Origin of the sequence: Sandaracinobacteroides sayramensis, from assembly GCF_022014495.1 — a bacterium.
Lineage (GTDB): Bacteria > Pseudomonadota > Alphaproteobacteria > Sphingomonadales > Sphingomonadaceae > Sandaracinobacteroides > Sandaracinobacteroides sayramense.
Genome location: NZ_JAKLSQ010000010.1, coordinates 357,417 through 383,817 on the forward strand (window position 1 = coordinate 357,417; position 26,401 = coordinate 383,817).

Annotated in this window: 29 protein-coding genes; 6 read left to right on the forward strand and 23 right to left on the reverse strand. The window is 65.7% G+C overall.

Translation table 11 applies throughout. The features are described from left to right. The first annotated feature begins 26 nt into the window (after nt 1-26). The 5 genes from L6Q21_RS09900 to L6Q21_RS09920 all read left to right on the forward strand — a co-directional run bounded on the left by L6Q21_RS09900 (nt 27) and on the right by L6Q21_RS09920 (nt 3,522). Entirely contained in the window at nt 27-1,559 is a 1,533-nt protein-coding gene (locus tag L6Q21_RS09900) for a PepSY-associated TM helix domain-containing protein (RefSeq protein ID WP_237830582.1), read from the forward strand. Further along, nucleotides 1,556-1,846 carry a DUF3325 domain-containing protein gene (locus L6Q21_RS09905; protein WP_237830583.1) on the forward strand — a complete coding sequence of 97 codons (291 nt, stop codon included), beginning with the start codon at nt 1,556-1,558 and terminating at the stop codon, nt 1,844-1,846. Before L6Q21_RS09900 ends, L6Q21_RS09905 begins: the two co-directional genes overlap by 4 nt. Next, the gene (locus L6Q21_RS09910) at nt 1,843-2,151 is read left to right on the forward strand and encodes a DUF4407 domain-containing protein (protein ID WP_237830584.1); all 309 of its coding nucleotides are present in this window, start codon (nt 1,843-1,845) and stop codon (nt 2,149-2,151) included. Before L6Q21_RS09905 ends, L6Q21_RS09910 begins: the two co-directional genes overlap by 4 nt. Then, nucleotides 2,148-2,930: an energy transducer TonB family protein gene (locus tag L6Q21_RS09915; protein WP_237830585.1), complete on the forward strand. Its 783-nt coding sequence runs from the start codon at nt 2,148-2,150 to the stop codon at nt 2,928-2,930. Before L6Q21_RS09910 ends, L6Q21_RS09915 begins: the two co-directional genes overlap by 4 nt. A gap of 136 nt (nt 2,931-3,066) precedes the next feature. Further along, nucleotides 3,067-3,522 (forward strand): hypothetical protein, encoded by a 456-nt coding sequence (locus L6Q21_RS09920; protein ID WP_237830586.1) that lies wholly within the window; start codon nt 3,067-3,069, stop codon nt 3,520-3,522. Here the strand turns inward: L6Q21_RS09920 and L6Q21_RS09925 are convergent. The 23 genes from L6Q21_RS09925 to L6Q21_RS10035 form a co-directional block, all read right to left on the reverse strand. Continuing rightward, nucleotides 3,509-7,285, reverse strand: coding sequence for a conjugal transfer protein TraG N-terminal domain-containing protein (locus L6Q21_RS09925; RefSeq protein WP_237830587.1), 3,777 nt, complete (start codon nt 7,283-7,285; stop codon nt 3,509-3,511). The two genes, L6Q21_RS09920 and L6Q21_RS09925, sit on opposite strands and share 14 nt — an antisense overlap. Before the next feature lie 15 nt (nt 7,286-7,300). Continuing rightward, entirely contained in the window at nt 7,301-8,722 is a 1,422-nt protein-coding gene (locus tag L6Q21_RS09930) for a conjugal transfer protein TraH (protein WP_237830588.1), read from the reverse strand. Between the two features lie 46 nt (nt 8,723-8,768). Further along, complete coding sequence (locus tag L6Q21_RS09935) at nt 8,769-9,353, reverse strand: hypothetical protein (RefSeq protein WP_237830589.1); 585 nt, start codon at nt 9,351-9,353, stop codon at nt 8,769-8,771. Further along, entirely contained in the window at nt 9,350-10,228 is an 879-nt protein-coding gene (locus tag L6Q21_RS09940; RefSeq protein ID WP_237830590.1) for a conjugal transfer protein TraF, read from the reverse strand. The genes L6Q21_RS09935 and L6Q21_RS09940 overlap by 4 nt, the downstream gene beginning before the upstream one ends. Next, nucleotides 10,225-10,824, reverse strand: coding sequence for a S26 family signal peptidase (locus L6Q21_RS09945; RefSeq protein ID WP_237830591.1), 600 nt, complete (start codon nt 10,822-10,824; stop codon nt 10,225-10,227). The genes L6Q21_RS09940 and L6Q21_RS09945 overlap by 4 nt, the downstream gene beginning before the upstream one ends. Next, a complete protein-coding gene (locus L6Q21_RS09950) occupies nt 10,796-11,659 on the reverse strand; it encodes a type-F conjugative transfer system pilin assembly protein TrbC (protein ID WP_237830592.1) in 864 nt (287 codons plus the stop codon). Before L6Q21_RS09950 ends, L6Q21_RS09945 begins: the two co-directional genes overlap by 29 nt. Beyond that, nucleotides 11,631-12,734 (reverse strand): conjugal transfer protein TraN, encoded by a 1,104-nt coding sequence (traN, locus tag L6Q21_RS09955; protein WP_237830593.1) that lies wholly within the window; start codon nt 12,732-12,734, stop codon nt 11,631-11,633. The genes L6Q21_RS09950 and traN overlap by 29 nt, the downstream gene beginning before the upstream one ends. Next, nucleotides 12,731-14,680, reverse strand: a complete 1,950-nt coding sequence (locus L6Q21_RS09960) for a hypothetical protein (protein ID WP_237830594.1) — start codon at nt 14,678-14,680, stop codon at nt 12,731-12,733. The genes traN and L6Q21_RS09960 overlap by 4 nt, the downstream gene beginning before the upstream one ends. Further along, nucleotides 14,674-15,006 (reverse strand): hypothetical protein, encoded by a 333-nt coding sequence (locus L6Q21_RS09965; protein ID WP_237830595.1) that lies wholly within the window; start codon nt 15,004-15,006, stop codon nt 14,674-14,676. Before L6Q21_RS09965 ends, L6Q21_RS09960 begins: the two co-directional genes overlap by 7 nt. Further along, a complete protein-coding gene (locus L6Q21_RS09970; protein ID WP_237830596.1) occupies nt 15,003-16,019 on the reverse strand; it encodes a TraU family protein in 1,017 nt (338 codons plus the stop codon). The genes L6Q21_RS09965 and L6Q21_RS09970 overlap by 4 nt, the downstream gene beginning before the upstream one ends. Next, nucleotides 16,016-16,678, reverse strand: coding sequence for a conjugal transfer protein TraW (locus L6Q21_RS09975; protein ID WP_237830597.1), 663 nt, complete (start codon nt 16,676-16,678; stop codon nt 16,016-16,018). Before L6Q21_RS09975 ends, L6Q21_RS09970 begins: the two co-directional genes overlap by 4 nt. Further along, nucleotides 16,668-16,907 (reverse strand): hypothetical protein, encoded by a 240-nt coding sequence (locus L6Q21_RS09980; protein ID WP_237830598.1) that lies wholly within the window; start codon nt 16,905-16,907, stop codon nt 16,668-16,670. Before L6Q21_RS09980 ends, L6Q21_RS09975 begins: the two co-directional genes overlap by 11 nt. Beyond that, complete coding sequence (locus tag L6Q21_RS09985; RefSeq protein ID WP_237830599.1) at nt 16,904-17,377, reverse strand: hypothetical protein; 474 nt, start codon at nt 17,375-17,377, stop codon at nt 16,904-16,906. Before L6Q21_RS09985 ends, L6Q21_RS09980 begins: the two co-directional genes overlap by 4 nt. Next, complete coding sequence (locus tag L6Q21_RS09990; RefSeq protein WP_336246237.1) at nt 17,374-17,697, reverse strand: hypothetical protein; 324 nt, start codon at nt 17,695-17,697, stop codon at nt 17,374-17,376. The genes L6Q21_RS09985 and L6Q21_RS09990 overlap by 4 nt, the downstream gene beginning before the upstream one ends. Then, a complete protein-coding gene (locus L6Q21_RS09995) occupies nt 17,694-20,177 on the reverse strand; it encodes a TraC family protein (RefSeq protein ID WP_237830666.1) in 2,484 nt (827 codons plus the stop codon). Before L6Q21_RS09995 ends, L6Q21_RS09990 begins: the two co-directional genes overlap by 4 nt. 26 nt (nt 20,178-20,203) lie before the next feature. Further along, nucleotides 20,204-20,776 (reverse strand): TraV family lipoprotein, encoded by a 573-nt coding sequence (locus L6Q21_RS10000; RefSeq protein ID WP_237830600.1) that lies wholly within the window; start codon nt 20,774-20,776, stop codon nt 20,204-20,206. Between the two features lie 35 nt (nt 20,777-20,811). Then, nucleotides 20,812-22,095 carry a TraB/VirB10 family protein gene (locus tag L6Q21_RS10005; protein WP_237830601.1) on the reverse strand — a complete coding sequence of 428 codons (1,284 nt, stop codon included), beginning with the start codon at nt 22,093-22,095 and terminating at the stop codon, nt 20,812-20,814. Next, on the reverse strand, nt 22,092-22,862 hold the full coding sequence (locus L6Q21_RS10010; protein ID WP_237830602.1) for a type-F conjugative transfer system secretin TraK: 771 nt from the start codon (nt 22,860-22,862) through the stop codon (nt 22,092-22,094). Before L6Q21_RS10010 ends, L6Q21_RS10005 begins: the two co-directional genes overlap by 4 nt. Beyond that, complete coding sequence (locus tag L6Q21_RS10015; RefSeq protein WP_237830603.1) at nt 22,846-23,478, reverse strand: type IV conjugative transfer system protein TraE; 633 nt, start codon at nt 23,476-23,478, stop codon at nt 22,846-22,848. Before L6Q21_RS10015 ends, L6Q21_RS10010 begins: the two co-directional genes overlap by 17 nt. Nucleotides 23,479-23,486: 8 nt before the next feature. Further along, a complete protein-coding gene (locus L6Q21_RS10020; RefSeq protein ID WP_237830604.1) occupies nt 23,487-23,753 on the reverse strand; it encodes a type IV conjugative transfer system protein TraL in 267 nt (88 codons plus the stop codon). A 122-nt stretch (nt 23,754-23,875) separates the two neighbouring features. After that, nucleotides 23,876-24,190 (reverse strand): hypothetical protein, encoded by a 315-nt coding sequence (locus L6Q21_RS10025; protein WP_237830605.1) that lies wholly within the window; start codon nt 24,188-24,190, stop codon nt 23,876-23,878. Between the two features lie 196 nt (nt 24,191-24,386). Then, nucleotides 24,387-25,157 (reverse strand): DsbC family protein, encoded by a 771-nt coding sequence (locus L6Q21_RS10030; RefSeq protein ID WP_237830606.1) that lies wholly within the window; start codon nt 25,155-25,157, stop codon nt 24,387-24,389. Then, the gene (locus tag L6Q21_RS10035) at nt 25,144-25,428 is read right to left on the reverse strand and encodes a hypothetical protein (protein WP_237830607.1); all 285 of its coding nucleotides are present in this window, start codon (nt 25,426-25,428) and stop codon (nt 25,144-25,146) included. Before L6Q21_RS10035 ends, L6Q21_RS10030 begins: the two co-directional genes overlap by 14 nt. A 377-nt stretch (nt 25,429-25,805) precedes the next feature. Between L6Q21_RS10035 and L6Q21_RS10040 the strand changes: the two genes are divergently transcribed. Beyond that, entirely contained in the window at nt 25,806-26,273 is a 468-nt protein-coding gene (locus L6Q21_RS10040; RefSeq protein ID WP_237830608.1) for a helix-turn-helix domain-containing protein, read from the forward strand. Nucleotides 26,274-26,401: the final 128 nt, after the last annotated feature.

The window sequence follows — 26,401 nt, forward strand, 5'->3', positions numbered from 1 at the left end:
TGCCGGAGCGGTCGTTTCGGCAATCCATGGCATGGCTGCACACCTGGGCGGGGCTGGTCCCCGGTTGGGTGCTGTTCCTCGTGTTCCTGTTCGGCACCACTGCCTTCTTCCAACAGGAGATTTCCGGCTGGATGCGCCCGGAACTCCGGGCGGGCGGTGTGACCGCCGGGGCGCTGCACAAGGTTGGAGCCACGCTGGCGCGCAAGGCACCGGATGCCGCTTTCTGGAGCATCACGCTACCGTCCCCACGCGGCGGCGATGCGATCCGGGCGTTATGGCGACTGCGCGAAGACGGTTCGGGCGAATCCGGGGAAGCCGTGTTCGATCCGGCAACCGGAGAGGAACAGACACTGCGCGACACGCGCGGCGGCTGGTTCCTCTACCGCTTCCACTTCGACCTGCACTACATGCCGTGGTGGGTCGCGCGCTATATCGTGTGCAGTGCCGCCCTGGCGATGCTGGTGGCGATCCTGTCCGGCATCGTCACCCACAAGAAGCTGTTCGCGGATTTCTTCCTGCTGCGCTTCGGCAAGGGCCAGCGATCATGGCTCGACGCGCACAATATCACCGGCGTCCTCGCGCTGCCCTTCCATCTGATGATGACCTATACTGGCCTTGTCGCCTTGCTGTTCACGCTGATGCCCTGGGCGATCAGCGCGAACTACGGCAGCGAGGAAGCCTTCTACAAGGCTGCGTCGTCCGAAGCCGGGACGCTGGAGGCAAGCGGGAGGTCCACCCCTGTCGCGCCGCTGCCGCTCCTGATCGCACAGGCGGAGACGCAGTGGGGCATGTCTCCGTCTTCCCTCGTGATCTTTCATCCGGGCGATGCGGCCGCCGTTGCTACGTTCTCTCCGTTGCGCGACGGGTTAGGGAACAATCCGCCTCCGCTTCATCTCAACGCGGTGACAGGCGCGGTGCAGGACGGTGCATCATCTGGATCGGGCGCGGCCCGCGCGACCGAAGGGGTGATGGTTCAGCTCCACGCAGGCTGGTTCGCCGGGCCGGTGCTGCGCTGGCTTTATTTCCTCTCTGGCATCGGCGGAACGGTGATGGTCGCGAGCGGCCTTGTCCTCTGGACGGTGAAGCGCCGCGCCAAGCAGCCCGATCCCGCGCGGCCGCATTTCGGCTTCCGGCTGGTCGAGCGGCTGAACATCGGCGTCATCGCGGGCACCCCCGCCGGGATCGCGGTCTATTTCCTCGCCAACCGCCTGTTGCCGCTAGGTATGGCGAACCGGGCGGACTGGGAGATCAACAGCCTGTTCATCGCCTGGGGCGGCCTGTTCGTCTGGACGGTCGCGCGGCCCGCCAAGCGCGCATGGATCGAGGCGCTGTCTGCTTGCGCCGCGCTCTATGCGCTGGTGCCTGTCGTCAACGCCTTCACCACGGAGCGCGGCCTTGTCCCCAGCCTGATCGCGCGGGATTGGATCTTCGCCGGCTTCGACCTTGCCATGCTGACGAGTGCCGCCGCTCTGGCGCTGGCCGCATGGAAGGTCGCTGCCTACAAGCCGAAGGCGGCCCCGCGCCGGAAGGCACGCGAGCTGGCAGAGGCGGTCACATGATCCATGCGGTCATCTTCCTTCTCGCGCTTGCCAGTTTCGTCCTGCTGCTGCTCGCCACGGCGCGACATCAACAGGACTGGCTTCGCCGCAAGCTGCCGCGGGCAGCAAGCCGCGCGCTGCGCCTATCCGGCTTCGTTGCGCTGGCGCTGGCTTTCGCTGTCGCCAGCGCTGGTCTTGGTTGGGGCTATGGCGCGGTGGCGTGGTTCGGATGGCTCACCATCGCGGCCGCGCTTGTCGTCGCCACCAACACCAACCGCGAGCGCATCATGCGGAAGCTCCGGCCATGATCCGCCCGACCGAACAGGCGCGCGGGCGCTGGTCGACCATGTTCCGCTTCGTCGCGGGGACGCTGGGGGCTTATGCGCTGACCTCGCTCGTCACCGTGGCGCTGTCGCTGCTGCTGGCGCGGCTCGGCATGGATCGCGTGGAGGCCGTCTATGCCGCCACGCTGGCGAGCTTCGCCGTCTTCGCAGGTGTCGCCATGTCGGCCTTCCATGCCCGCAGCGCCGCCCGTGCATGGGGCTGGCTGCTGGCCTTCGGTCTCCCGCTGGCGCTGGCCGTTTTCCTCATGCTCCCCGGAGTGCCCTCATGAAGCCGCTTGTCGCCCACCGTCCCGAGCGGGAAGAACCGGATATGACCGTGCCGCCCTCGCAGCCGGAGCAGAAGGCCCAGCCCGTCACGGAAAGGCATGGCTACCAGCCCGACCGTGGCAACCGCCTGGTCGGCCTCGCGGGGACCGCGATGATCTATGCACTGGCGCTTGCGGGCTTCTTCTTCACCATCAACCATGTCGTTCCCGTCAAGGCGCCGTCCGCACTGACAGTCGTGAATCTTCTGCCCGAAGCCTCGCCACCGGAGACGCCGCCCGAAGAAAAGGAAGCGCCCAAGCCCGTCGAGAAGAAAGAGAAGCAGCCGGAGCCGCCCCAAGTGCAGCCCATCGAGCGCACCATGGTTCCGATCGCGCCGGTATCGATGCCTCAATCGGCCGTGCAGTCCAAGCCCGCTGATCCCGCCCCGGTCGAGCCGGAGACGGCCGCGCCGAAGACAGCACCTGCACCACCCGCGCCACAAATGTCGAGCAATGCCCCCGACACATGGGAGGGCCGCGTCCTGGCTGCGCTCAACAAGCATCGCCGCTATCCGCGCCTCGCCATGACGCGACGGCAACAGGGCGTGCCTTATATCCGTTTCGTCATGGATCGCGAGGGCATGGTGCTGTCCTCGCGGTTGGAGCGATCTTCGGGCTTCCCCGATCTGGATCGCGAAGCCGTGGCCTTGCCCAAGCGCGCATCGCCGCTCCCAAAGCCTCCTGCCGACAAGACCGGCGACACGCTGGAACTGGTCGTGCCGGTCGAGTTCTTCCTGAAATGATCGAAATGCCGCTTGCCGCCTAGTTCGAATGAATGGCAAATATCAATCTAATACATTGATATATCTGTATAAAGTATATATTTCCCTTTTATTTGCCGCGTAGCCGTGCTATGCTTTCCACCGAAGGGAAATTATCGTGTCGACCAATTCCACGCTTCTTGCCATAGATGCCGGAACATCGTCGCACCGTGCGTCCGATTGGCTCTGGCGTCCGTGGTATGCCAAGACTTGGTGGACGGCGATCCCGCTCTGGTGGGCGGGAATGGCCGGAGCCACGAAGATCGAGCCACTGGACCAGTTCTACAGCGGCGCGCTGGCCGGCTACCTCAATGTCCTGTTCTTCCCGATGACCGCGCTGCTGGTGTTGGGCTTTGGCTATGCGCAGCATTGGCTTGACGCTTTCTCGACCACTAGCGATCGGGCCATGCCATCCGGCAACGAGTTCGACGCGGCCAAGGAACTGGAGGAAGAGCACGAGCGGGCGTTTGAGGCTCTCAATGCCACAACCGACATTTACGATCCGAGATCTGGAACTCTCTATGTCGGCAACTCGCTCAGTCCCAACAACGGCGCTCACATCAACGCTTCTTGAACGAGCTATCGCCGTCCCCCAGGCTTCCATCAATATCGTTCGAGAACCGGCCCGACTTGAGAACGGACGATTGTTCGATCGACGTGAGCGGGCCGGTGATATCGAAGGTCTCTCGCCCGGAATCCGCGTCGCCAAGATAGCGGTTGCGCAAACCCTCGGGTCCAAGCACCCGGTTCGATAGCTCGCGGGAAAAGGCTTCTTCCGGGCGCGACGAACGGGCGGCGGCACGCTCAGCAGCGGCAATGGCCGATCGCACGTCATAGTTAACAATGTCGAGCGACGATTGGGCATTTTCGCTGGTAATACCAACGTCGCGGCTGCTGAATCCGATCTGCGCACCGACACGCCCGGAGGTCGAACGGGCTTGGCGCGGTGACGGTGGGGACGGATTTCCACGTTCTTGTCCCTGCTGCCCTCTTTGCGGCACTCCACCGGACACGTCGGATTCCGAGACGCCAACCGAGCCTCCGAGGTCAAGACCGACGGACGTGCCCATCGTGGTCTGATCCTGCGCGGACCGCGACAGCGACCTATGCCATCCGGTCTGCGCGATGATCGCCTGCACGTCGCGCTGGAGCGTGTCGGCCACCTGCGGCTTCAAGCGCCAGTTGCCGTGCCGGTCCATCTCGAAACCGCCCTTGAGCCAGTTCTGCATCATCGCCTGGCCTTCGGCGCCGCCGCCCATGAAATGCTCGATCGTGTCCGGCCCGGCCTGCTTGCCAGCCTCGAACCGCGTGCTGGTGTCGCTACGGCCGGACTGCTGGAAGCCGACCGAACTCGACACCAGCACGTCATTGTGCGCGAAGCTGAAACGCGCACGGCCGCCATCTGCGATCGCGCCAAGCTGGCTTTCGTTGATCAGACCGCCGCGCCAGAGCTGCGCCGCCGTCTCCGGCGTGAGATTGAGGCTCAGATCCCCATTCTGGTCCATGGCGATCTGCCGCTTCGACATGGTGACGCCATGGTCGGCGAGCAGGCTCTGCATGCGCGAAAGGCGCTCATTCTCAACAATGCGGGTCAACCGCTCGTTGCGCGCGCGATCGGCGATGCCGGCCGCGCCGCCTTCGGCCATATCGACCTGATTGCCCGCGCCCTGGCTGAGCGTGCGGATGAAGCTGTCGAGCCTCGCCGCCTGCCGCACCGACATGCCCGCCGCCGCCGCGCCCTCGGCATAGCCGGCATTGTCGGCCTGCTTTCTTTGCTCCCCGATACGAGCGGCCGAGCGCGTGCCGTCATGGCCGACCTCGCGCTGCGCGTCGAGCCGGCCCGACCGCTCCGCGAAATCATAGCCCGCCGCCTCGCGCGTGCGGCCATAGACGCTGGTGCCTTCGCGCGCCGCCTCGGCGCTCGCGCCATCGGCAGTGCCGACCTGCACCGCGGCATTGTAGCTTTCGAGCGCCCGCAGCACCTGCGCCTCGTTGCGGCCGGTCGCGCGGGAGAGCTGCGAGATCGCGGTGGAGCGCGCCTCGCCGGAAAGGCTGTTGATGAAGCCGATGCGCCGGGACGTCTCCTGCACCGACAGGCCGAGCATGGATGCCGCATTGCGCTGGCCCTCGTTGTTGCCGGTCCGGTGCGCCTGTTCGGTCGCCACATTGCGCCGCTCGATCCCGGCGACATTGCCGCCCGCGAAGTCGCGCCGGCCTTCCATCGCGCCGACCTGGATCTGCGCGCCGGTCAAATCGTTGCGCAGCATCTGCTCCTGCGCATAGGCATTGGCGATCAGCTTGGCGAACGTCGGATCGGCCGATGCCTGTCCGATCACCGTCGACGCCTTGAGCGCGGCATCCTTCGGATCGTAGCCATTGCGCTCGAAATGCCGCTGCGCGCCCGACAGCATCATATCGTAGGCGCGCTGGTCGCCGAACGCGCGCCACTGCACCATCTTCTGCGCGAAGCCGGCAAAGGCCCGCTCGCCCGACTGGCCTTCCCCGAAATAGCCGGTGCCCAGCGCCCGCAGCGCGTCCTTCTCGGCAAAATTGTGGATCGCGGCCGTGGTGGCATTGTCCTGCACCGCGCGCACGGTCGCCGGATCGCTGAGACTGCGCCCGGCAAGCGCCGGCGATAGACCGCCCAGCTCGCGCGCGGCATCGAGGCCGCCCAAGCCGAAGGCGGCCGTTCCGGCAGCGCCGCCGCCATGCTCCCCGATCACCCGGCTTGCCGCGCCGAACGCCCGATTGGCGCCAAAGGTCGAACGCTCCCCGAAATCCCCGAAGTTGGAGGCTGCACCAGCGCGCGCCATGGTGCCGCCGGCGGACGCCTGCGCTTCCAGCGCGGACGCATAGCCTTCGCGCGTGGCGAGCGGGGCCGCCGCCGCGGTGCCCTGGCCCTGCACGCCGAGCGCGCCGGAGGTGAAAGCCGTGAACACATTGCCCGAGAAGCGGAAGACCGTGAACACGAATGCCCCGGCCAGGCCCGCCGCCGCCGTGCGGAACGAGCCGAAGATCGCCAGCGCCTTCATGGCCGCCGACGGCGCCAGCATCCACGCATTGGCCGCAACATTGTTCGCGCGCATCTCCGCCAGCACGTCCGTCGCCCGGCCGAGCGTGAGCTGATAGATGCCGGCATCGACCACGCCCCACAGCGCGACGAACACGAACAGGCCGAGCGCGAAGCTCGCGACGCGAAGATTGATCGGCGTCAGGATGAACAGCAGCGCAATCGGCATCATCATCAGCATGATGGCGAACACGGTGGCCCGGATCGTCGGCATCCATTCGTTCGCGGTCGACATGGTGGCGAGGCCGCTCGAAATCACCGCGCGATTGGCCATTACGCGCGCGGCGGTGGCCGGACTGTCCTCGAACAGCACGTCACCCACCGTATTGCCGAGCATGACATTGGTGAGGAACTGCTGAAGCGTCAGCGGCGTATCCATCATCATCTGGCCCATCTCGCCCAGGTTCGAGCGGCAACGGGCAAGCTGAGTGGCATCGGCGACGTCATAGCCGGTGCGGGTGCAGACCTGCGTCACATAGGTATCCAACAACGCGGTCTCGGACAGCCGCGACGAGATATGCTCCCAGGCCTCATTGCAACTCACTGTCGTTCCGGCCTTGTCGGCCGCGCTATAGACGGTGCTGTAAGTGGCCGGTCCCGCCATCGCCGCGAAAGCCGCGGGCAGGTCTGTCGTCGTGCGGAACAGCATGTCGTCGTCGACGCCATACGCAGGCGAGACGCGCGCGACCGGATAGCATTGGCGCACATAGTCCTTGATGGTCGCATCGAGGAAGGTGTCGGTCATCGGACCGCGCGGGCTCGCGGCATTCAGGAACAGGTCGAAGCTATGTCCGCCCGCGCCGAACTCCAGCTTGGCATTGGGATCGGTCGTGCTGTCGTCGATCGTCTCGGCCAGCGCGCGCTCCATCATGTTGGTCATCCCCGCGACCAGCACGATCAGATTGGGCACGTCGCCAACCGGCTGATAGGCGTTGCGGACGCGATCATAGACATGGACCGTGCCCGTGGTCGCCACCATGCCGACGAACAGGCCGACACCGATCAGCATCTGGAAACCGAATGCGACGAGGCCCATGCCCGAGCCCCGGACACTGGCGAGCAAGGCGCCGAGCCCGATCCCGACCACCGCGACGATCAGCACCAGCGTCTCGTAGCGCGGATCGCCGAAGATCATCGAGACGAGACGGAAGGCGTCCACCGTTTCGGCAAAGCCGTCATAGGTGTGATAGCTGGTGTCGATCGCGAAGGCCGGCGTCGCCGCCAGCATCGCGGTCATGACGACAAGGGCGCGGAGCAAACGAGTCATGGCGCGGTCCTTCGCTCAGCGGTTGCGGTTGGCGGCGGCGCCGGCGGCATCGCGCGCGTCGCGGTCGCGCTGGCGGATGACGCCCGCATAGGTCGCCGACAGGTTCGCCTGGTTGAGCGCCGCCATATAGGACTGTCGCATCTGCGCGCGCTGCCGCAGCACCTCGTCGCGCAGCTCGCGCAATTGCTCGATGCCCTTGGACAATATCCGGGTCTGACAGACCTTGGCATTGCCGGCATCGCCGGCGCCCGCCGCGCTCACGCCGCGCTCGGCGTTGGACACGGCAAAATCTATGCTCCGCGTCAGATCGTTCAGCATCTGATAGGCGAGCGTCAGCGCCACCAGCTCGTCGGTGTCTCCGATCACGCTGCTCACCACGCCCTGCCGCACGCCCCATTCCAGCAGGCGATAGACCGGCAACGTGCGCACATTCGCCACGAACTGCTGTTCGTCGGCGCTCAGCGCGGAACGGGTGCGAATCTTGACGGCGATGGCGTCCATGCGGGCGCGGGCGAGAATGAGCGCGCCCTTGCCGCTGCCGTCGACCGAACAATCCGTTCCCGTCGGCGGAATCGCGAGCGCACGGCTCTGGACCTGGCCGGTCAGAAAATCGTCGATGCCCTCCGTGTCCTGGCGCGGACAGGCCGGGATCGCCGTGAACAGGGGCACCCTGTCGGTGGCGTCCCAGCGCATATAGACGTCGCCGACGCGGGCACGCATGACGCCTGCCCAGTCCGAAGCACCGACCCGCGCCGCCGCATGGGCGAGCAGCGAGCCGGTCTTGAAGATGTCCGTGACCTCGGGCGGGCAATTCTCCAGCGCGTCCTTCAAGTCCTCGGTCGGATTGCCCTGGTTCGCCTGAAGCTTCTCCCGGCTCTGCTGGTAACTCTTGGAAAAGCCCTCGCGCACCGACTTGTAGCCGGTCATTTCCTCGATGATCCCGCTCATATTGTCGTCGCCCCTGGCGATCTGGACCATGCGGTTGGCGAGGCGACAGTCGTTGACCTGAATACTGTTCAGGAAATTGGTGGCCGCTTCCATCTTGGAGATGATGTTGCCCATCTTCTCGTCGAGCGTTTCCAGCAGATACTGAAACGCCACCGCAGGAGCAGCCTGAAGGATGCTCTCCAGCTTCTGCACGAGATAGTCGGGATCGAGGAAGCTCATACCCCCAAGGAACATATCGATCCCGCCGCAGCCGGCGCGGACCTTGGGCAGCGTCACGCTCATCAGATAGTCGTTGTGGACGTCGACCCGCCCCGACATGCCGCCCGCCGTGACATAACCGCGCGTCTGGTCGGAAAAACTGCCGGGCGAGGTGTAGGTCACATTATCGAACCAGCTCTCCGCCCAGCTCTGCGCTGCCGCCGGTGCGGGCGCGCAGGCAAAGAGAATGGGGCAGACGGTCAGGGTCAGGCGCGCGCGCAGCGAAGCCATGGCGGGAATCCTTCATGGGAGTGGACAAAGAACCGGCCCGCCATGCTCAGTTCCTCGGCCTGTTGGTGGATGGGCGCGCGGGCGGAGCCACGATCCCGGTGAATTTCGACATGGCGCGCACCCCGACCGCAGGCCGGACGCCGGTGAGCATCTTGGCCGCGAGATAGAGGTTGCGCGCGACATTGGGGGCATGGTCGGTGCCGATCGCGACCGGAATGATGCGGTTGGCGTCGGCCGCGGGCCGCACCCAGGCGACCGGATGCCCGATCCAGGGCAGGTCGAGCCTTCCCGAGCGCAGCATCGCCTCCTGCGCGCCGATCGCGCGAACCTTCCAGCCATAGGTGCGGCCGAGCGCACCGAGCTTCCCCCAGAGATCGGCACAGGGAATGCAACCGGGCGCGGTGCTCATCTCGACGACGAAAGCCGGCGCCTGGCCCTTCAGCGTCGCGGCGAAATCCGGGGGCCAGTCGCGCGTCACCGGAACGCGGCCGAGCCAGTCGCGCATCTCGGCCTCGGTCGCGACCGGATGGACCGCCGCCCGGATTGCCTGTTCGCGCGTCACCGTCTGCGCCGTCACAAGGGACGGCATGACGACGAGGCCAGCAAGCACCGAGAGGGCAAGCCGCTTCATGGCTGCGGTTCCAGGCTGGCGCCGACCAGATCGCCGCCCAAGGCGCGCGGGTCGGTCGCAGAGACGGGACCGTTCGCAAGAGCATCGAAGAAGCCGTCTTCCTCGCCCGCGCCGGTCAGGAATTGTTCGGGCCGGATATCGCCGGAAAGGAGCCGCACCGCCTGATAGGCCATCTGGATCAGGTTCGGATAAGCCTCGACGCCACTAGCGATCACCATGCGCTGCTGGCTATTCCTGCGGATGATCATCGTGGTCGGCGTCACCTCGACACCGAAGCGCTGAGCCAGCTCGGGCTTGCGGTCGATGTCCTGAAGCGTGACCTGCCAGCCCATCTCCTCTTGGAAGCGCTGGACGATCGGCCATTGCACCCGGCAATAGCCGCAGGTCGAGCGCGAGAACATGACCAGCGCAAACTCGTTCGAGCGGCCGCGCAGATATTGGCGGCGCACCTGATCCTTATGCGCGGAAAGCTGGTCGCGGGCCTCGCCGACCATAGGGTTTGCAGACTTGGCGTTGAGTTCGGGATATTGCAGCATCGCGATCTGCGTCACACCGGCAAAGGCGCGCGCCTTGCGCCGCGCGAAATCCTGCAAGCGCCAGAAGTCCGCGACCGCATCGACCGTCAGCACCGTGGCGGCATAATCGCGCTGCTGCTCTATGAGCTTGCGGATCTTGGGCGGCGTCCATGTCGCCAGCTCCGCCATCGGCGGAATGACCGGCTTCGCCAGCGCATCGGGATCGGTGGTTTCCTGCGGCGGCTTGGGCGGCGCGCGATACCACCAATAGCCGGTCCTCGCATCATCGCGGGATTGCGCGTGCGCCGTCGGCGCGATCAGCACCAGCGCGGCGGCGAGCGCGACACGGAGCCGGCTCACAGCAGCTTCTCCATGCGCTTGAGGCGCCCGATCTCGACCGGGCCGTAATAGCGGCTGTCGAAGCCGCTCGCATGGGACGAGCCGACATAGGCGGTGCCGGGCTGAATCGTGCCGACCATCGGCCGCCAATGATCGAGCTTCTGTCCGTTATGCCCATAGGGCTTGCTGATGCCGAGCAGCTTGCCGTTGCAGAAATACCAGCCGTCCCATTCCCCGACCGTCATCGCGGACGGCTTCTCGATCCAGTCAATGCGGTCGCCGGGCAGGCACAGCGCCTGCTTCGTGACCATCACCGGCTTCGGGCCGGCAAGCGGATGGGACAGGGTGAAGGATACGAGGTCGCCGCGCGCGATAGGACCGGGCGCCTTGCGAATGAGCCAGGCGTCGATCGAGGGGCTCATCACCAGCGTCACCTGCGGGATCGCCCAAAAGGTCAGCAGCCCGATCGGCAGAACGATGCCGAACGCTTTCCAGAGCTGGTCCGGGCGCGGCGGCTGACCAAGGCCGGAACTGCCGAGCGCCACCGCCGCCTTCAATGGCAGCATCGTGAGTTCCGACCAGCCTGCCTTAGCGACCCTGTAAGCGAGCCTGAGCATCGCGCACCTCCTCCTTGCCGCCAAGGCGGGCATATTCTTCGAGCAAACCGGAAAGCGCGGCATCGCCGTAAATGACGTGGGCCGCGCGGGGGCTGTCATCTTCCCGCTCGCAATAGGGAAGCGCCGGATCGCCGGGCACCAGGGCGAGCGCGGGCACGCGCGACACCCCGTGCTGACGGAAGATGAGCGGATCGACGATGAGCTGCACGTCGCGCATCGCGCAGGCCGGGCCTTCGCAGCCGGGATCGTGCCGAAGGATCTCCGCCGACAGCTTCGCCATCGGACCGACCTTCGTGAGACCGCCGGGCATTCCCCGGAAAGCAAGGATGCCGCCGACCCGTTCGAGCTGCGCGGCGTAGGTCCGCAAGGTCGTGATCGGCATCGAGGACGACACGAACAGGACCGGCACCCAGCCCTTGGCGGGCGGCGCGGCGACACCGGCGACCGCCGCCATGTCCGGCGCTTCGAGTCCGAGCGCCTGTCCCAGCCGCTTCGCCATCGCGTCCCGCTCGGCCGCAAGCCCATCCTTGCCCTTTTGCAGGGCGGCGCGGGCGCGATCGTCCATGACCGGCGATGACGCCCGCTTGCGCAGACCCTCGAACGCGCGGCGGCGTGTCTCCTCCGAAGGCGTCGGGAGGGCCGTCGGACCTCTGGCCCCGGCCTCCTGCTTACGGGCCGCTGCCGCATCCTTCAGCCGGTCGAGCGCCGCATCGCCCTCGGCCGCCGTGCGGTCGCGGGCGCTGTCCTGCGCCAGCGCGGAGGCCGAAAGGAGCAGCAGCCCCGTCAGCGCGAGCGAGACGCGCGCGCTAGTTTTCGATGGCCTGCATGTAGGCATCGATCCTGTCCCTCATGTCTATCTGGATATCGGCCTGAGCGCGGGCCTCGATCTCGGAATAATATTCGGAGAGGTCCATCTTCGAAAAATCGAGCGCCTGGAACTCTTCGGGAGTGAAGCCCCGGCAATAAGGCTGCTTGGGTGTGCCCCAGCCAACGGCATTGAAGCTCTTGAGCTGCGGGCGGCCCTGCTCCTGAATGATGCGGCCGAGTTTGGTATTATAGCAGCAGTGGCCGCGGCTTTTCTGGAGGCAGATGCCGAGGAACTTCGAGCTGCAATAGCTGCCCACCTCGTGACACATGCCCGATCCCTTGAGCATGGCCGTTTCCATGTCCTGCTGGTCACAACCCGACAGCAGGAAATCCATCATGAAATTGATAGCGAGACTGATCGCGATCGAGGTCGGATCGATGCCGACAACGATCGCGTTCGCGCCGGCGCTCGCCGCCTGGCTCGCGGTCGCCCCAGCCTTGAAGGCGGTATAGGCGGCCTTCATGCCGGTGAGCACCCCCTTCGCCACGGCGATCTTCGTGCCGATCGACGAGATGGAGCTGCCCATGCCGTCCTTGACGATCTTCCCCTTGTCCTTGCAGCAGTTGGAGAAGGTCGTGCGCAAGCCGGCCGGACGGCAGCGCATCGCACGGCCGGAGAAGATCTCGATATTGCCGAGACAGGCGCCGTCGGTATCGACCGCGCCATCGGCGGGAACGCCCGGATCGTCGGGGACTGGCTCATCTTCTATCGGCGTCACGCCAACGTCCGCACAGGCATTGGGCGAGCAGGCAGGCCCGCCATCCTGCGGCAGGCAGGCATATTGGGAACCGAGCGGGCAGCTATAGCCGCCGCCCTGCTGCTGCACGCACATCGTCTTCTGGAGCGGGCATTGATACTGGCCGAGCGATGTGATCTCGCAGGCGGCCGTTTCGCCGGGATCGTCCGCATCGCCATTGCCGTTGAGATCGACCGCGCAAAGCTGCTGCGCGCGGACCGGCGCCGGATCGAGCGCCGAAAAGGCGAACAGCGCCAAGGCCGCGAACAGCAGGCGAGCGGGCGAATGAGGGAACAGGCGCATCATCGTGCCTCCGACGTGCAGATCATGTCCGCGCCGCCGAGCCGCACGGTCTGCATCATCACCACGGCTTCCGGAAAATCGTCGAGGCATCCGCACGCCGAGACCAGCGCCTCGCCATCGCCCACCGGGCAAACATCGCCGCCCGAGGCGTCTTTCGTGCAGGCGTGATAGAACGTGTCCCAGCCCGCCGGGCTGTTCTGCTTTGCTCCCACCACGCCGTCCACGGCGGCTTCGACGTTGCTCTTGGGCGCGCGCGTCTTGCAGATCGGCTCGCAAGCCGGGACCGACCCGCGATCCGGCAGCGCGAAGGCGCGGGACGACACGGCATAGCCGCCGTCGCTGGTCTTCACCCGATCAGCCAGCAGCGTCTCGGTCGAATGGTCGATGATATAGGCGCCGCGGCTCAGGTCCGGCGCCGGCATCGATCCCGTGTCGATCACGCAGCGATAGCGACGGTCGCGCTCGAACCAGGGCCGCGCAAGATTGAGCGAGCAGGCGCCGCTCTGGAACAGCCGCACTTGCGGGAGCGGCGTCAAGCCAGTGGCAACGCCATTGCGGAACGTATCGACGCCATCGACGGACTCATCGGCAAGCCGGCAATTGGCATCGGCGGCATAGCCGGCGCACAGATCAACGACCTGTTCGGTCGGGTTGCAACTGAGATCGAGCGTCGCATCGATCCGGGCGGAAACCTCGCCTTCGCCCCCGACCGCGACCCGCACCCAAATCTCGTGCGAGCCCCTGGTCAGGTAAGGCTTGAGGTCGAGATTGGGATAGCCATACCATGTCCGCCCGCGTTCGCATTTGCCGGGCGGCAGGCCGGTCCCGGTCCATCCGCCCGGATCGGCAAGCACCAACGCGCCATCGATGCGGACCTGAATCCAGTCGTCGAACAGATATTGCGAGAGCCGGGCCGAAACGAGACGATCGGGATCACCGACATCGAGCGTCATGCGAAAATCATAGATACGGCAGCTTCCGCCGCTCAAACTGTCGTCCGACGGCGATCCCAGCAGGAACGAGGCCGTCTCTGGCGTATAGGCGTAGCTGGCATAGCCGCCGGAGGTCCGCACGATCACATCGTTCGCCGTGACGGCATTCAGCATCACCTCCCGCTTGACCGTGCAGGCGCGTATCTGCTCGGCCTTGCCGATCCCGGCCGGCGAGCCCTTCAATGCCTGAAAGACACTGTTCGACGCGGCGACGCTGGCGGCATCGCCCTGGATCGCGGCGGGACTGGCGCGATAGGCCGTCTGCGGCAGCGAGGGACTGGCCGAGCAAGCCGTGCTTTGCGCGCCCGTATAGCGAATGACCGGGCCATCGATGACCGCCTGGGCCACGCCGATACGAGGATCGGCGGTGGTCAGCGCGCCGATGACGCCGCCGCCCAAATCCTTCAGCACCGAGGCCATATTGCCCCAGACGAGATTGCTGCCGCAGCTATTGTTGATGCAGTAGCAGCCGGCGAGATCGGTCAGATCGACTTCGGTGAGCTTGAGATCACCCGACGCCGAGACGTCCCATTTGTAGGTGTGGCACTGGTTCCACGAGCCGGGCTGGCAAGCAATCACACCGTTCGCGCAGATCCCCGATACCGGCATCGGCAGCGTGAGCGTCTGGTCGACGGTCCCGTCGATATCCTTGTCGCGGGAGATGCGCAGCGTGCCGATGTCGCCGGTCGATCCGGGCTGCGCCAGCAGTTCGAGCAGCGTCGCGGTCTTCTGGCAGGCGATGTTCGGGTTGAACGTCTGGCTGTTGTCGACCGTGGCGATCGTCTGCCCGGCAAGGCCCGGCGTCACATAATTCTGCTGGAGCGCATCGCTGTCGGACGTCTTGGCGCGCGCGGCCTCGGCGGCGGCGCGCGCGCGGTCCTCGACCGTCTGCGCCGACACGGACACCGGCAGCAGCACGGCGGACGCCAGCAGGACGAGGCCGTGCCGTCTCACCATGGCCGCGCGCCCATGCTGCGAGACCCGAAGCGGAAGCGAAACAGGTCGCCCGCCTGAAAATCCGGCGATCCCGGTTTGAGCACCCGGAAAACCGCCTGTCCCTCGAAGGTGGTCAGCGCGGCCACGACCGGAGGCGAGGCGACGGGGGCTGTCGCCATCTCCGGCGTGCGTCGTGCGGCCGCGCTGACCGTGGGTGGAACGGCGGCGGGAGGGGGTGCCGCCGCCGTTCCGACCGCGCGCATGACCGCCTTCTCCAGCGGCCCATGGCGGGCGGACCGGCTAGGTTGCAGGGATTGCGCGCGGTTTGGGGGAAGCGATCGGCTCATGGGGTGGAGACCCCCGCGCAGCAGATCGCTTTTTCGAACAGGACGAATTGGGCATTGTCCTTGCCCGGCGCGTGCTTGCCGCTGGTCCACAGCGCGCCGGGGCGTCCGATGTTGACGCACTTGCCGCCCTTCACGGGCTCCATGATCTGGAGCTTGTAGCGGCTCTTGGTCCAGATCGGTTGCGGCTTGAACGAGCAGCCATCCTCGGAATGGATGGTGAGCGCGCCGAGCCGGCCCATCATGAAGGTGCCGCGCGCGGCGAGGCCCGCCCAGGCTTCAACGCTGTCGTCGAAATGGATATCGCCCGCTATCGGGTAGGTGCTTCCCCACGACCCCATGCACCAGAACAAGGGGTCGATCACCTTGCCCGCCGCCGCCGCCGCGCTATCCGCCATGCAGGCAAGGCCGGCCGCCGGATTGCCGAACAGGATGCCTTCGGGCTGGATGATCGCGCCCAATGTCCCCGACTGCCATGTCGGCAGGACTTCGGTGATCATCGCCACGTCGAAGCCGTCATCCTCGATGCACGGCAGGTCCGTGAACATATCGAGCATCTTCCAGACGGGGCTGATGTAATAGTGCATCTGGGCAAACATCTTGCGGGTGTTGGTCCCGTCCGAGATGCTCGACTGGCTGCCCTGGAGCTTTCCTCCCGTGGGCATCAGGTCCAGCCCGAGCGCCATCATGCAGCCGGGCTCCGTCACCACATCGACCATGCGGTTCGGATTCCAGAAGGAGACCTTCACACCGAACCAAAAGGTTACACCCTTGCGGCAGGCGCACAGCGGCTTGGACGCCGATTGCGCATCGAGCGCCTTGTCGAGCTTGTCGAAACTGCCGACCCGAACACCGCCGATCGTGATCGGAAAAATGCAGTTCCAGCGGACCTTGGTCACGGGATTGAACACCGTGCCCGCCTCGCATTTGGAAGCATGAGCAGGCGTTGCGGGCGCAAGCAGCGACAGCGCGATCGCTGCTGCGCCCGCGCGCAACGAGGATACGACGCGGCTCATGGATTGGCCTTTCGGGATAGGGCGCGGTCGAGGCGCACTTCGGTCAGTTCCAAGCGCTGGCCGACCTGCCTGACGATCACCGGCGCGACCGTCAGGCCGAGCCGCTCCTTCACGCGCTCTTCAAGAATGAACAGCGCGCGGCCGTGCTTCTCACCCAGTGAAAGCGCATCCTCGCTGCGGCCACCGCCGTCCGTCAGCAAGATCCAATCGGTGAGCGCGGTCGTCCGCATCGCCCAACCGAGATCGCGCGGATGGACGATGACGAGCCGCTGGGGGAGCGACACGAAGCTGAGCGGGTTGAAGCTGAAGCCCTTGGGATAGAGAATCTTCCCGTCCGGCAACGTGATGTCGAAATCGAGCGTATAGAAGGGCACGACGCTGCGGACGCGATCCCGTTCCGCCACGCCAAGCGGCGCGGCCTTGAGCGCGCTCCACTCCGACCGCGGACCGAATGCCGCAGCCATGTTCGGCGGCTGGTTAGCGGCGCGCCCCTCGATCTCGGTCATGGCGTCCGGCTCGGCAATCGGCCAGGTGCGCCCGATCGTCGAGGTCTCGGCATGGGCCGCTGCCGCAACCAGCAGCGCGCCCGCGACCAGTCCGGCAATCAGCGCCGACTGGAAGGCGACCACGCGCCAGCCCCTCGGATCGTCACCGGCCATGGCGGCGCCTCCGCCAATAGTCGGGGCGCTTGTCGCCGTCGTCGCCGCGCACGGCGCAAATGAATGCGCTGATGCCCAGCACCAGCGTCAGCCACACCAGCGCCTGGTTCCCACCGAGATCGGGGGCCGACCAGAGCAGAAGCGAGGACTGGACCAGCAGCAGGAGATGCGTGCCGACCAGCAGGCGGATCGAGGACTGGCAGGGGACAGCCGAGAAGATGCCGTTCATGGCAGCCTCCGCCAGCGTGCGAGGCTGTCCGCCTGATCCGTGCCTTCGCAATCCGTTAGCGGGTCGCCATCATCACGCCGCCTTTTGCCGATCAGCCATGTCGCTATCTCGCCGCCCCTGGACGCGAAACGAAGGAGCAAGGCGCCGCCACCCAGCGCGCAAAGAGCGATGATCCCGGCCACCAGCGACGCCCGCAGACCATCGACAATTCCGCAATGATCGAGCAGCAGATAGACGGCAGCGGCGAACCACGCTTCGCCACCCGCAAGGAGCAGCATTTGGCGTCGCCAGCGGGCTTGCTCGCTGAAAAAGATCGCTTCCTGCGCATCCCGATCGGCTTGGAGCAGCCAAATCCTGTCGGACATCTCCCACTCGCGCCGCACGAGATAGTCGTGCAGCGTTTCGCCGGGCTTGCGTTCGATCAGACCGAGGCTGCGCGTTTCGGCTGGTGTCAGCGGGCGCGGATTCATGACCGCCTCCGCCAGCGCGCGAGCAGCCGGCTTACGGCGCCCGTCAGTCCGATCATGATGAGGCCCGTCACGAAACAGCCCAGGCCGACAATCGCAGCGCCGCGCGCGACGATGCCGGTCGGCTGTTCGAGCGCGATGCCCGCCGCCAGGACCAGTGACGCCATCATCACGGACTCGATGACGATGAGCCGGAACCGCCAGTGCAGCGCCTGCACTTCGGCGCGCTCGGCAACACGGGCGTCGATCAACCTTTCGAGTTCATCGTCCGGCCCGAGTTCGAGCGTCAGTTGATCCGGGTCGGGTTTGCGAGACAGCATCATAGTCTCCCTCCGTCGATGTTGGGCGCCATGATCTCGGAGGGATCGACGCCGGCCAGCTCGCACACCGCTTCGAGCGGCGAGCGGCCAGCACGCACGAGAGCCTCGAACGCCGCCACTTCATCGGGCGCGCTCGTATTGATCCAATAGCTGAAGGGATCGACCACCAGCCGGGCGATGCCGAGGCCCAGGGGTGAATCGATGAAGACTTCCGAATAATTGGGCTTGTTGTTGCGGACCGACTTCAACAGGTCGAGGACGAAGCCGGAATAGTCCAATATCCGATTCTCGACCGCCTTGTCGTAGGTCGATCCCTGCAACAGGAAGCGCGTCGCGGCATTTTCCAGAATGACCTGGCCCGTGCCGCCGAACAGCATCAGGTCGTTCATGCTTTGCAGCACGATGCCGAAGCTGCCGCGATATTTGCGCGCCCGGCGATAGCCCTGGCTGAAGGCTTCCGCGAGGCGGGACAGATCCTGCCCGTCGGTGCGCGTCATGAACTGCGCTGCCTCGTCGCACAGCACGAAACGCGGACGGTCGCGGGCGGACAGGTAAAGCTCCTGCGTCACCGCATTGACGACGACCATGATCACGACGTTGAACAGGTCGGGCATCGACTTGAGGCGCTCCAGTTCGAGCACCACGAACTCGTCGCGCGAAATGTCGAAGGTGGACGGGCCGTTGAAATAATGCCCGTAAGCCCCGTCCGACCCGAAATCGCGCAGGTTGAACGCCAGCTCCCGCGCCACGGGAACCAGATGGTCCACCCGGTCGAGATCAGTCGAGGCATGGGCCGGATAGGTGCCGAGCCATTCGCGCACCGCGTCGATGCCCGCCTCGGCATTGCCCGCGTCGATCGCCCACTGCACCGCCGACTTCAGCAAATTCCATTCGCTGGTGGTGACGGGCTTGCGCGTCGCGGCATTCGCCATTTCCGCGACGATGGACACAGCCATCGAAATCGCGGACTCCCGATCATCGCCATCGAGGGCAAGACCGAGATCGAAGGGATTGAGGACCAGATGCTCCTCGCCCAGGTCGATATAGCGCCCCGAGCAAAGCGTGCAGAGCTTCCGGTAGGAACCGCCGATGTCGATGATGCGGATGAGCGCGTTCTGCGCAAAATATTGCTGGCAGAGATTATTGAGCAGGAAGCTCTTGCCGGCACCACTCTCGGCCGAGACGATGAAATTATAGTTGTTGATCCTCGGATCGAAGAGGTCGAGCGTGATGAGCTGTCCCTTGCGGCCGGTATAGAGCAAGGCCGGTCGGCCGCCGCCGCGAAAGTCGGTCTGGATCGGCGACATCAGCACCGCCGCACGCGCCGGCACCCGGAAATCGCGCTGGAGCATCCGGATCGTCCGCTTCTCAGGATAGAGGCCGAACGGCATGCTCGCGGCGAGCAGGATGGGATTGAGGTAGCTTTCCTCCTGCACCATCCAGGGCAGAGGTTCGCTTTCCCACAGGCGCTTGGCGCGCGCCGCCATCTCGCGGGCCTGGTGCCGGTCACGGCCGAACACCCACATGGTCGGGATCACCGAGACGAAGCGGCTGTTGCCGATTTCGTCCAGCACCCAGCTTATTTCCTCGATCTGCTTGCCGACCTCGACGGCGAAGCTGCCCGCTGCCTTTTGCGCGGAAAGGAGCTGCGCGCGCTTGTGGATCTCGAATGCGGACTGGTCGAACAGCACGTTCAAGGTGAACAGGAACGGCCCGCCGATCTGGTCGCTGTCCTCGGCCGAGCCTCGCATCCCGCCGGTGAGGCGATTGGCCCGCTCGGCGCTGATCCGGCGCGGCGGCGACTTGGGCGTCAGGCACCGCGCCACTTGGTTGCCGAGAAACACTTCCGGTCCCTCGAAGGCAAAGTCCGGTCCCGCGTCGATGATCTGCTTCCGGACGGGCACCGCCCGATTGTCCGCGCCCTGCGAGAAGACACCCGGCGCATAGTCGAACACGCCGTTGAAGATGCGGCGATAGAAGGACAGTAAGGCTTCGGGCAGCAGACGGCGAATGCCGAGCTTGGCGAGTTGCTCCTCGATCTGGCGCTTCAGGTCGCTGTCCATCGGCGCGCGCGTCTTGACCGACAGGAACGTGCGGAAATCGCGAACGGGGATGCCGTGCAGCGCCGCGAGGCCAGCGGTCCCGCTGCGCAGATAATCGAAGGTGCGCCGGGCTGACGCCTGGATCAGGGGATCGGGGCGCGTCTTCAGATCGAGATAAGCGTCGAGCGCATCGTCGATCAGCGGGTCCGCGAAGCTATGAAGCTGGAGGACCGTCCCATCGGGGAAATGCACATTGAGCAGCCCCAGCAGCGCCTCATGGACATGGGCGAACATATAGGCCGACGGCACCAGTTCCCAGGCATAGCCCCAGCCATCGTCGATGGTGAGGAAAGCATCCTCTTCCTCGACCCAGGCGACCAACGGCAGATAGTCGGAAAAGCTGTCGCGCGAGACGCTGCGGTGCAACCGCGCCAGCGTCATACCGTCGCGTTGCTGGATGAGCCCGCTCACGGCCGATCCTCCTGCGCCGCGTTCTCACGGACCTGTTCGAGAATGGGGATGCGCGAGCTGGAGGATTGCGGCGTCACGAGATAGTCGCCGACCACCCATTGCGGGCGTTCGAGGATCGAGAAGACGTAGCGCTGCATATAGAGCCGGTCGGGCCGGTGCTGATCGGCATAAGGCAGAATCAACGTGCGGACCGTGCGCGCCGGCTTGAGCATCGGTGTGACAGGCTGGTCGATCAGCCCCTGCAACTCGCGATAGACGCTGCTGCGATAGTCAGCGTAGCTTACGTCCCCGCGCGATGCCGACCGCTCCCGGCTCCCGCGATCGCGCAGCATCGACTTGTCGCGCGTGACGGCGGGATCGGACTTCGACGTGGCTCCGGCCACCGCGTCGGCATAAGCCTGTTCGGGGTGGATGCACTGGCCATGATCGTCGTTCTTGCACGAGAATTTCTCGCTGTAGGGCGACATCATCGATCCCAGCGTCGCGCAGCCGCCGAGCGTGGTCAGCGCGGAGAGGGGGAGGATGAGGTGAGCGGCGCGCATGAGGCGCGAGCGTGGGGTTGGCCGCATGGAGGTGGCTCCCTGTTGGAGGTGAAGCGGGGGCATCAGAATTTGCTCCCCGCGGTCGGCTTGATTTCGAGGGACACGCCCTCCTGAATGACCACGACCACCTCCTTGGCGGCGCCGACCTCGACGATCGGACCGGCCTGGCGGGCGAGGTCGAGATAGAAATCGGTGAGTTTGTCCGAGGACCGCGATAGTCCCTCGGCGATCCCGCTTTTCGCGGCATCGCCGGCGTCCAGCGTCCGGACGCTGCCGAGCGCGGAGGTCGAGACGTCCCCGAAGCTGTTGTCGACGGCATCGGCAAAGCCGCTGATCGTGCCCGCGATAAAGGCACGCGCCAGCGCGGCGCCGGCACGGGTGACGACCTTGCCCGACAGGCCCTTTTTTCCGTCGGTGTCGACGAAAAAGCCCTTGAGCGGCTGATCCACGACCGAGCGTTCGTCGAAATCCACACAGGAGAGCGACACGAGCTGGACTTCGACGCGCTCCTTGGCGAGCGATCCCGTCGCGTTGCCGATGACGAAGCAGCCGGCAAGGTTCGCCTTCACGTCATTCGGGAGCACGGCGGGCGCCTGCACGCGAGCGATCAGCGGTTCGGGATTGCTGGTCGCGTCCCGGCTGGCGAGCGCGTCGATCCCCGTCAGCAGCCTCGCCTTCATGAAACCAGGCGGCAAATAGATCGTCCGGGTCTTTTTTTTAGCGGCGCTATCGGGCGCGGCAACCGGAGCGGTCGCCGCACCGATCGCACCCACCGTCTTCTCCACCGGCGGCGCCGGCGGTGCAGGCGGCGCGGAGGGAATGGCTGGCGGCGCAGCGGTGGCCGCGTCGACATCGGCGGCGGGCGGCTCGGGAAAGGCCGGGGCATCACCGGACAACGCAGGCGGCAGGTCGCCGCCTCCGGCCGGGGAGGCGCCGGGACCGATCTTGCCTTCCTCGATCGCGGTGACACGCTCGCCGAGCAGATTCTGTCCGTCGAGTATCTTCTTCAGATCCCCGCGCAGCTTGATTTCCAGACTGTCGCCGCGAAGCCCGGCACCCATGTCGAGATTGGACGACGCCGGCGCGGCCACTTCCTGCGCCTTGTCGCCGCTCGCCATATAGAGGCCGAGCCCGAGCAGGCCGATCACGCCGGCGACGCCAGCCTGCTTGGCGCGCAGTTGCTGCCGCGAGGACAGCCCCGCCCATCGCGCCCGCATATCCAGCAGGGCGGGGCCGCGCATCGTCTCGGGCGTGTCGGCCCGCGCCTGCGCGGCGAGATGCGCCCGATAGGAGCCGGGATCGAGGCCATCGTCGCCATCGTCGAACGGTTCGTCCACGGGGGTCATTGGACGGCTCCCCGGCGAACGACGATCAGCCGGGCGGTCTCGCCCGCCTTCAGGACCGTCCGGTCGAGCGTGACGGCAAAGATGTTGGCGCCGAGCGCACGGTCGAGGAAGCTGCGCTCGTCGAGCGTGGCGTCGGCGCCGACCGTCACGAGATATTCGGAAGCCGAAAGGCCGGAGCCCTCGATCTCGACGCGGCGGCGCTCGTCAACGCTGGCGCCCGGCAGCTCCGTGAGACGGACCTTGTCGGCGCGCGGCGCGACTGCCGTGAAGCTGCCGGGGATGCGGTCCTGTAGCATTGAGAGGGTGATCGAGACGGCGCGTTCTTCCTCGACCAGCGGGCCGAGCAGATCTTCATTGGCGCGGGCGCGCTGCGCGCCGCCGGGCTGGAGCATCACCGTTTGCGCGGGGATGTCCGAGGGCTCGGCATAGAGGGCATAGACCGCGCCGTTGCAGGTGATGAAGAACTCGGACGGGACCGTGACGAAGGTGCGCGTGACCGCGCCGGCGTCGTCGACTTCCCGCACGAGAAACTTGATCCAGGCGTCCGACCCGGCGCGCTCGACGGCGATCGCCTTCTCGGCCGAGAACTTCACGTCCTCGATCTCGCCGCCCGCGCAGATGACATGGTTGATGTCGCGATTGGACAGCCGGATGGTGCTGGTCTGGTCGGGCAGCGCGACGATGGTCTGCGCCATAGCCGGGAGCGGCGCCAGCAGCAGGGCAAGCGCCGGCAGCGCCCGCGAGCGGGGCCTAGCGGGGTTCCACATCGAAATTTTCCTCGTTGAGCGCGGTCAGCCAGAAGCGGCCGTTGTCGATCGCGTAGCGAATGCGCAGATTGCCGCGGAATTTGCGGATCACGCCGCCGATGACCCGCTGCTTTTCGACCGGCACGAGAATCTCGCGGTCGGTCCAGGTCACAGGCTGGTCGGACCGGATATAGGTCGCGATCGACAGCGTGGGGTTGTTGGCGAGTTCGTCGAGCAGCCGGTTGAGGCTGTCGCGCATCCCGTTGTAGCCGGACGGATGCACGATGCTCAGCAACTCGCGGAACTGACGGTCCGCCGAATAGGCCGAATAAGTGCCCGACAGCGAGACGACATTGCGGGTGATCGCCCGCAAATAGGCTTCGGACGGCTTGTTGCCCGTCACATAGAGATCGCCGCCCGCACCGAACGGCACCACCACCGTCCGCGTGTTCTGGTTGGACGTGTAGATCACCGTGCCCAGCACGGCGGTCATGCCGAACAGGCCGACCACGGCGAGCTTGAGCAACCTGTTCTCCTCGAACAGGTTGCTCGACCCCTGGAGGTAGCGGTGGATGCCGTAGCTGGCGGGCTTGCCGAGCAGCGGATCGGCGGGCGTTCGGGAGGAGCGTCGGAACATGGGCCGGCTCACTCGAAAAAGCGGGTTTGCGTCGGGCCGGGATAGTGCCGGAAGCCGACAAGGCCCCAGCGCCAGGCCAGATGCGGGATGAAGCCCCTCGGCTTGGTGCGCAGCCAGGGGACGAAAAGAAGAAGGCCCGCGACCAGCGCCCAACCGAGCACTCCGCCGACGATGACGGCGACGAAGATGGTCGTGATCACCAGCACGAACTCGTCCGATCCAAACCACAGGATCTGGACCGGCTTGTGCAGATATTGGGGTAGCCGCTCGTCCACGAGCCTTCTCCTCTTGCTTCAAAACCACCTTGGGGATCGCTATGGGGTGGCTCCCAAAGCGCCTGCGCGCCCTGGTTCAGGGTGTCCGCGCGCGCCCGTGCCGGCGCGCGCGGACAGGAGGGTCAGATCACCATTCCGAAAGTCTGGAGGATGGTGTCGGATTTGATGAGGCAGACCGCCGCGACGATGGTCGGGATGCCCACCATCACGTTCGAGAACAGCCGCGACACGCCGAAGAGGAACGCCGCGACGCCGCCCACGAAGCCGAGGGGGCCTTTGACCCCTTTGTTGACCACGATGTCGTAGATATCGTAGCCAAGGTCGCCCGCCGCGGGAGCGGTGAACGCATGGGCGCCACCGCTGACGAGGGCGAGAGCGGCCAAAGGGAGGCCGACATTGGCGACCGGGGCGACCCGGCTGCCGATTTTCCTGATCATAGACTTGCTCCGTCGAATATGGGCCGCCCGAGAACATGCCTGCCGGCATCGATGATGATCGGTGTCGGCCGACGGCGTGGCTGGACGGCCCAAAAGGGCCAGGCCGTCGGCATTCCGGTCCGCGGGGTCCGGCGTCCTGCGCGACGCAGGATCGCGGAACCGCACACGTCCGCCATGAAAGGGGATGGAAAGGCGCTCAGGGCCGGGCATCGCGGGACGCCTTGCGCTCGCTCAGGAAGGTTTCGAGTTCAGCCTGCTGGAAGCCGGAAATCAGCTTGCCGTCGGCGATGATGGTCGGCGTGCCGCTGATCCCGATCTTGCCGACCACTTCGGCATCGGCCCGCACCTTGGCGGCGCCTTCCGGACAGGTGCGCAGCACATCGGGCGCCGCGCCGCCGTAAATTGCTTTGAAGGCCGCCTGCCTGTCCGGCGAACACAATATATGCTCGGCCTTGGCGGCGGCTTCGGGATGAATGCCCGATACGAAGAAGATCAGGCGCCGCACCGGCTTGCCCTCGGCGGCCTTGGCCGCCCAGAAGCGGTCGAGCGCCCGGCAATAGGGACAGTCGGGATCGGTGAACTCGATCACGCTGGGCGCATTGGCGGGGCCGAGCACGAATGCCTTGCCGGTGTCGATTGTGGCGAGCTTCCTGCGAGCCGCCGCATCCTGCGCAAGCGCGGTGACGTTGAGGCCGTTGCGGTCATAGACGGCCGCGAACAGCAAATGCTCGCTCTCGGGCGCATAGTAGATGATGCGCCCGCCCGCGCTCGCCTGGTAGATCGGCCCCTTGACCGGGGATTCCCCGAAATCCTCAATGGTGAGGTTCGTGAACGTCTGCTGGAGCTGCTGCTGCGCTTCCTCGGCCGCTGCCGCCAGCGCTGGGTCAGGCCGTTCCTGCGCGAGCGCGGGGATGGCGACGCCAAGCGAGAGAGCGGCGCACAGCCGGACGATGCTATTGGCGCGCATCGCTGCTCTCCTTCGCGCGCGGCTGAGACCCCGCCGCGATCAAGGTGGCGTCCAGTCGGACATTCGCGCCGACGCGGATCGGCTCGGGGCGTGTTTTGGCCGTCTCGGAACAGGGGGAGCCGCATGTGCAGATGGCGAAGCCATCGGCGACCTCGACGAGGCGGCTGGGTTCGCGGGGCGGCGGCGCCTTCTGGTCGGCCTTTGCCTGCCCCGGCGTGCCCGTCAGGCACACCAGGGCAGCGGCCATCGCGCCGATAATCGGCTTCGTCATGCACGACTCCCTGTTCGGCGCCCAGGCGCCGCTGATGGTGATTGCGAAGCTCCGGAGCGGTCGGCGATTCTGGCCGGTCGTCCGAAGACGCTCAGTGCATGAAAGCGGATTGAACAGCGCGCAATAGCAACAGGAAGTCAGATGCCGCTGAAGGTCAAATTAGTTACATGAGTGCGAACTTTATCCGAACCGGAGATATCCAAAATCCATTGATGAATCCATGAAGATCGGCAATTCACATCCTGTTGTTCAATTTATGCCATCTCGGATTCGTTCGGCTTGAATAGGTCCGTATCTATCGCAGGTTTGGATTCTAATTCACACTCGGCAAGTCACTTCCTGCGGAACCTGCACGAGTTGGAATTGAACAGGCTGCGGTGCCCGCGTTATCGCCGCAAGATGCACTTCATGGCGAAGCACTTTCTCCACACAGGGAGAATGAGATGGCACAACCAGAACATCTTGCAGAATCCGACCTCCTGGGTCTCCGGCTGGTAAAGAAGATCTCCGGCGAGCGGATCAGGGAAGAACGCCGCCGCCGCGGTATCAAGCAGGGCGAACTTGCCGACGAAATGGGCGTGAGCCTGCGCTGGCTGCGCGAAATCGAAGCGGGCAATCCCGGCGCGAAGCTCGATGATCATTTGAACGGGACAATCCGCCTCGGCCTGTCAGCCGGGCATATCGTGCTTCCGATCCTGTTCATGGCGCAACGCATGCCCGTCCCGCAAACCTTGCTCCACACCGATCTGCGACCGCTTGAGCGAGCCTGCGTCGATCTCGTCGCCGACGCGGCGATCAAGTCGGTGACGGCGGAACTCAGGCCGAGTTGGTGGTCGGAAGACTGAAGCGGGACACCTCGATGTCCAATTCGCCGCCCTCGAACAGTCATCGAGGATGATATGGCCCACCACGCCAATGAGAGTGGCGACGTCGAACGTGTGAGCGTCGAAGCGCCCTCCGATCCACGAACTGC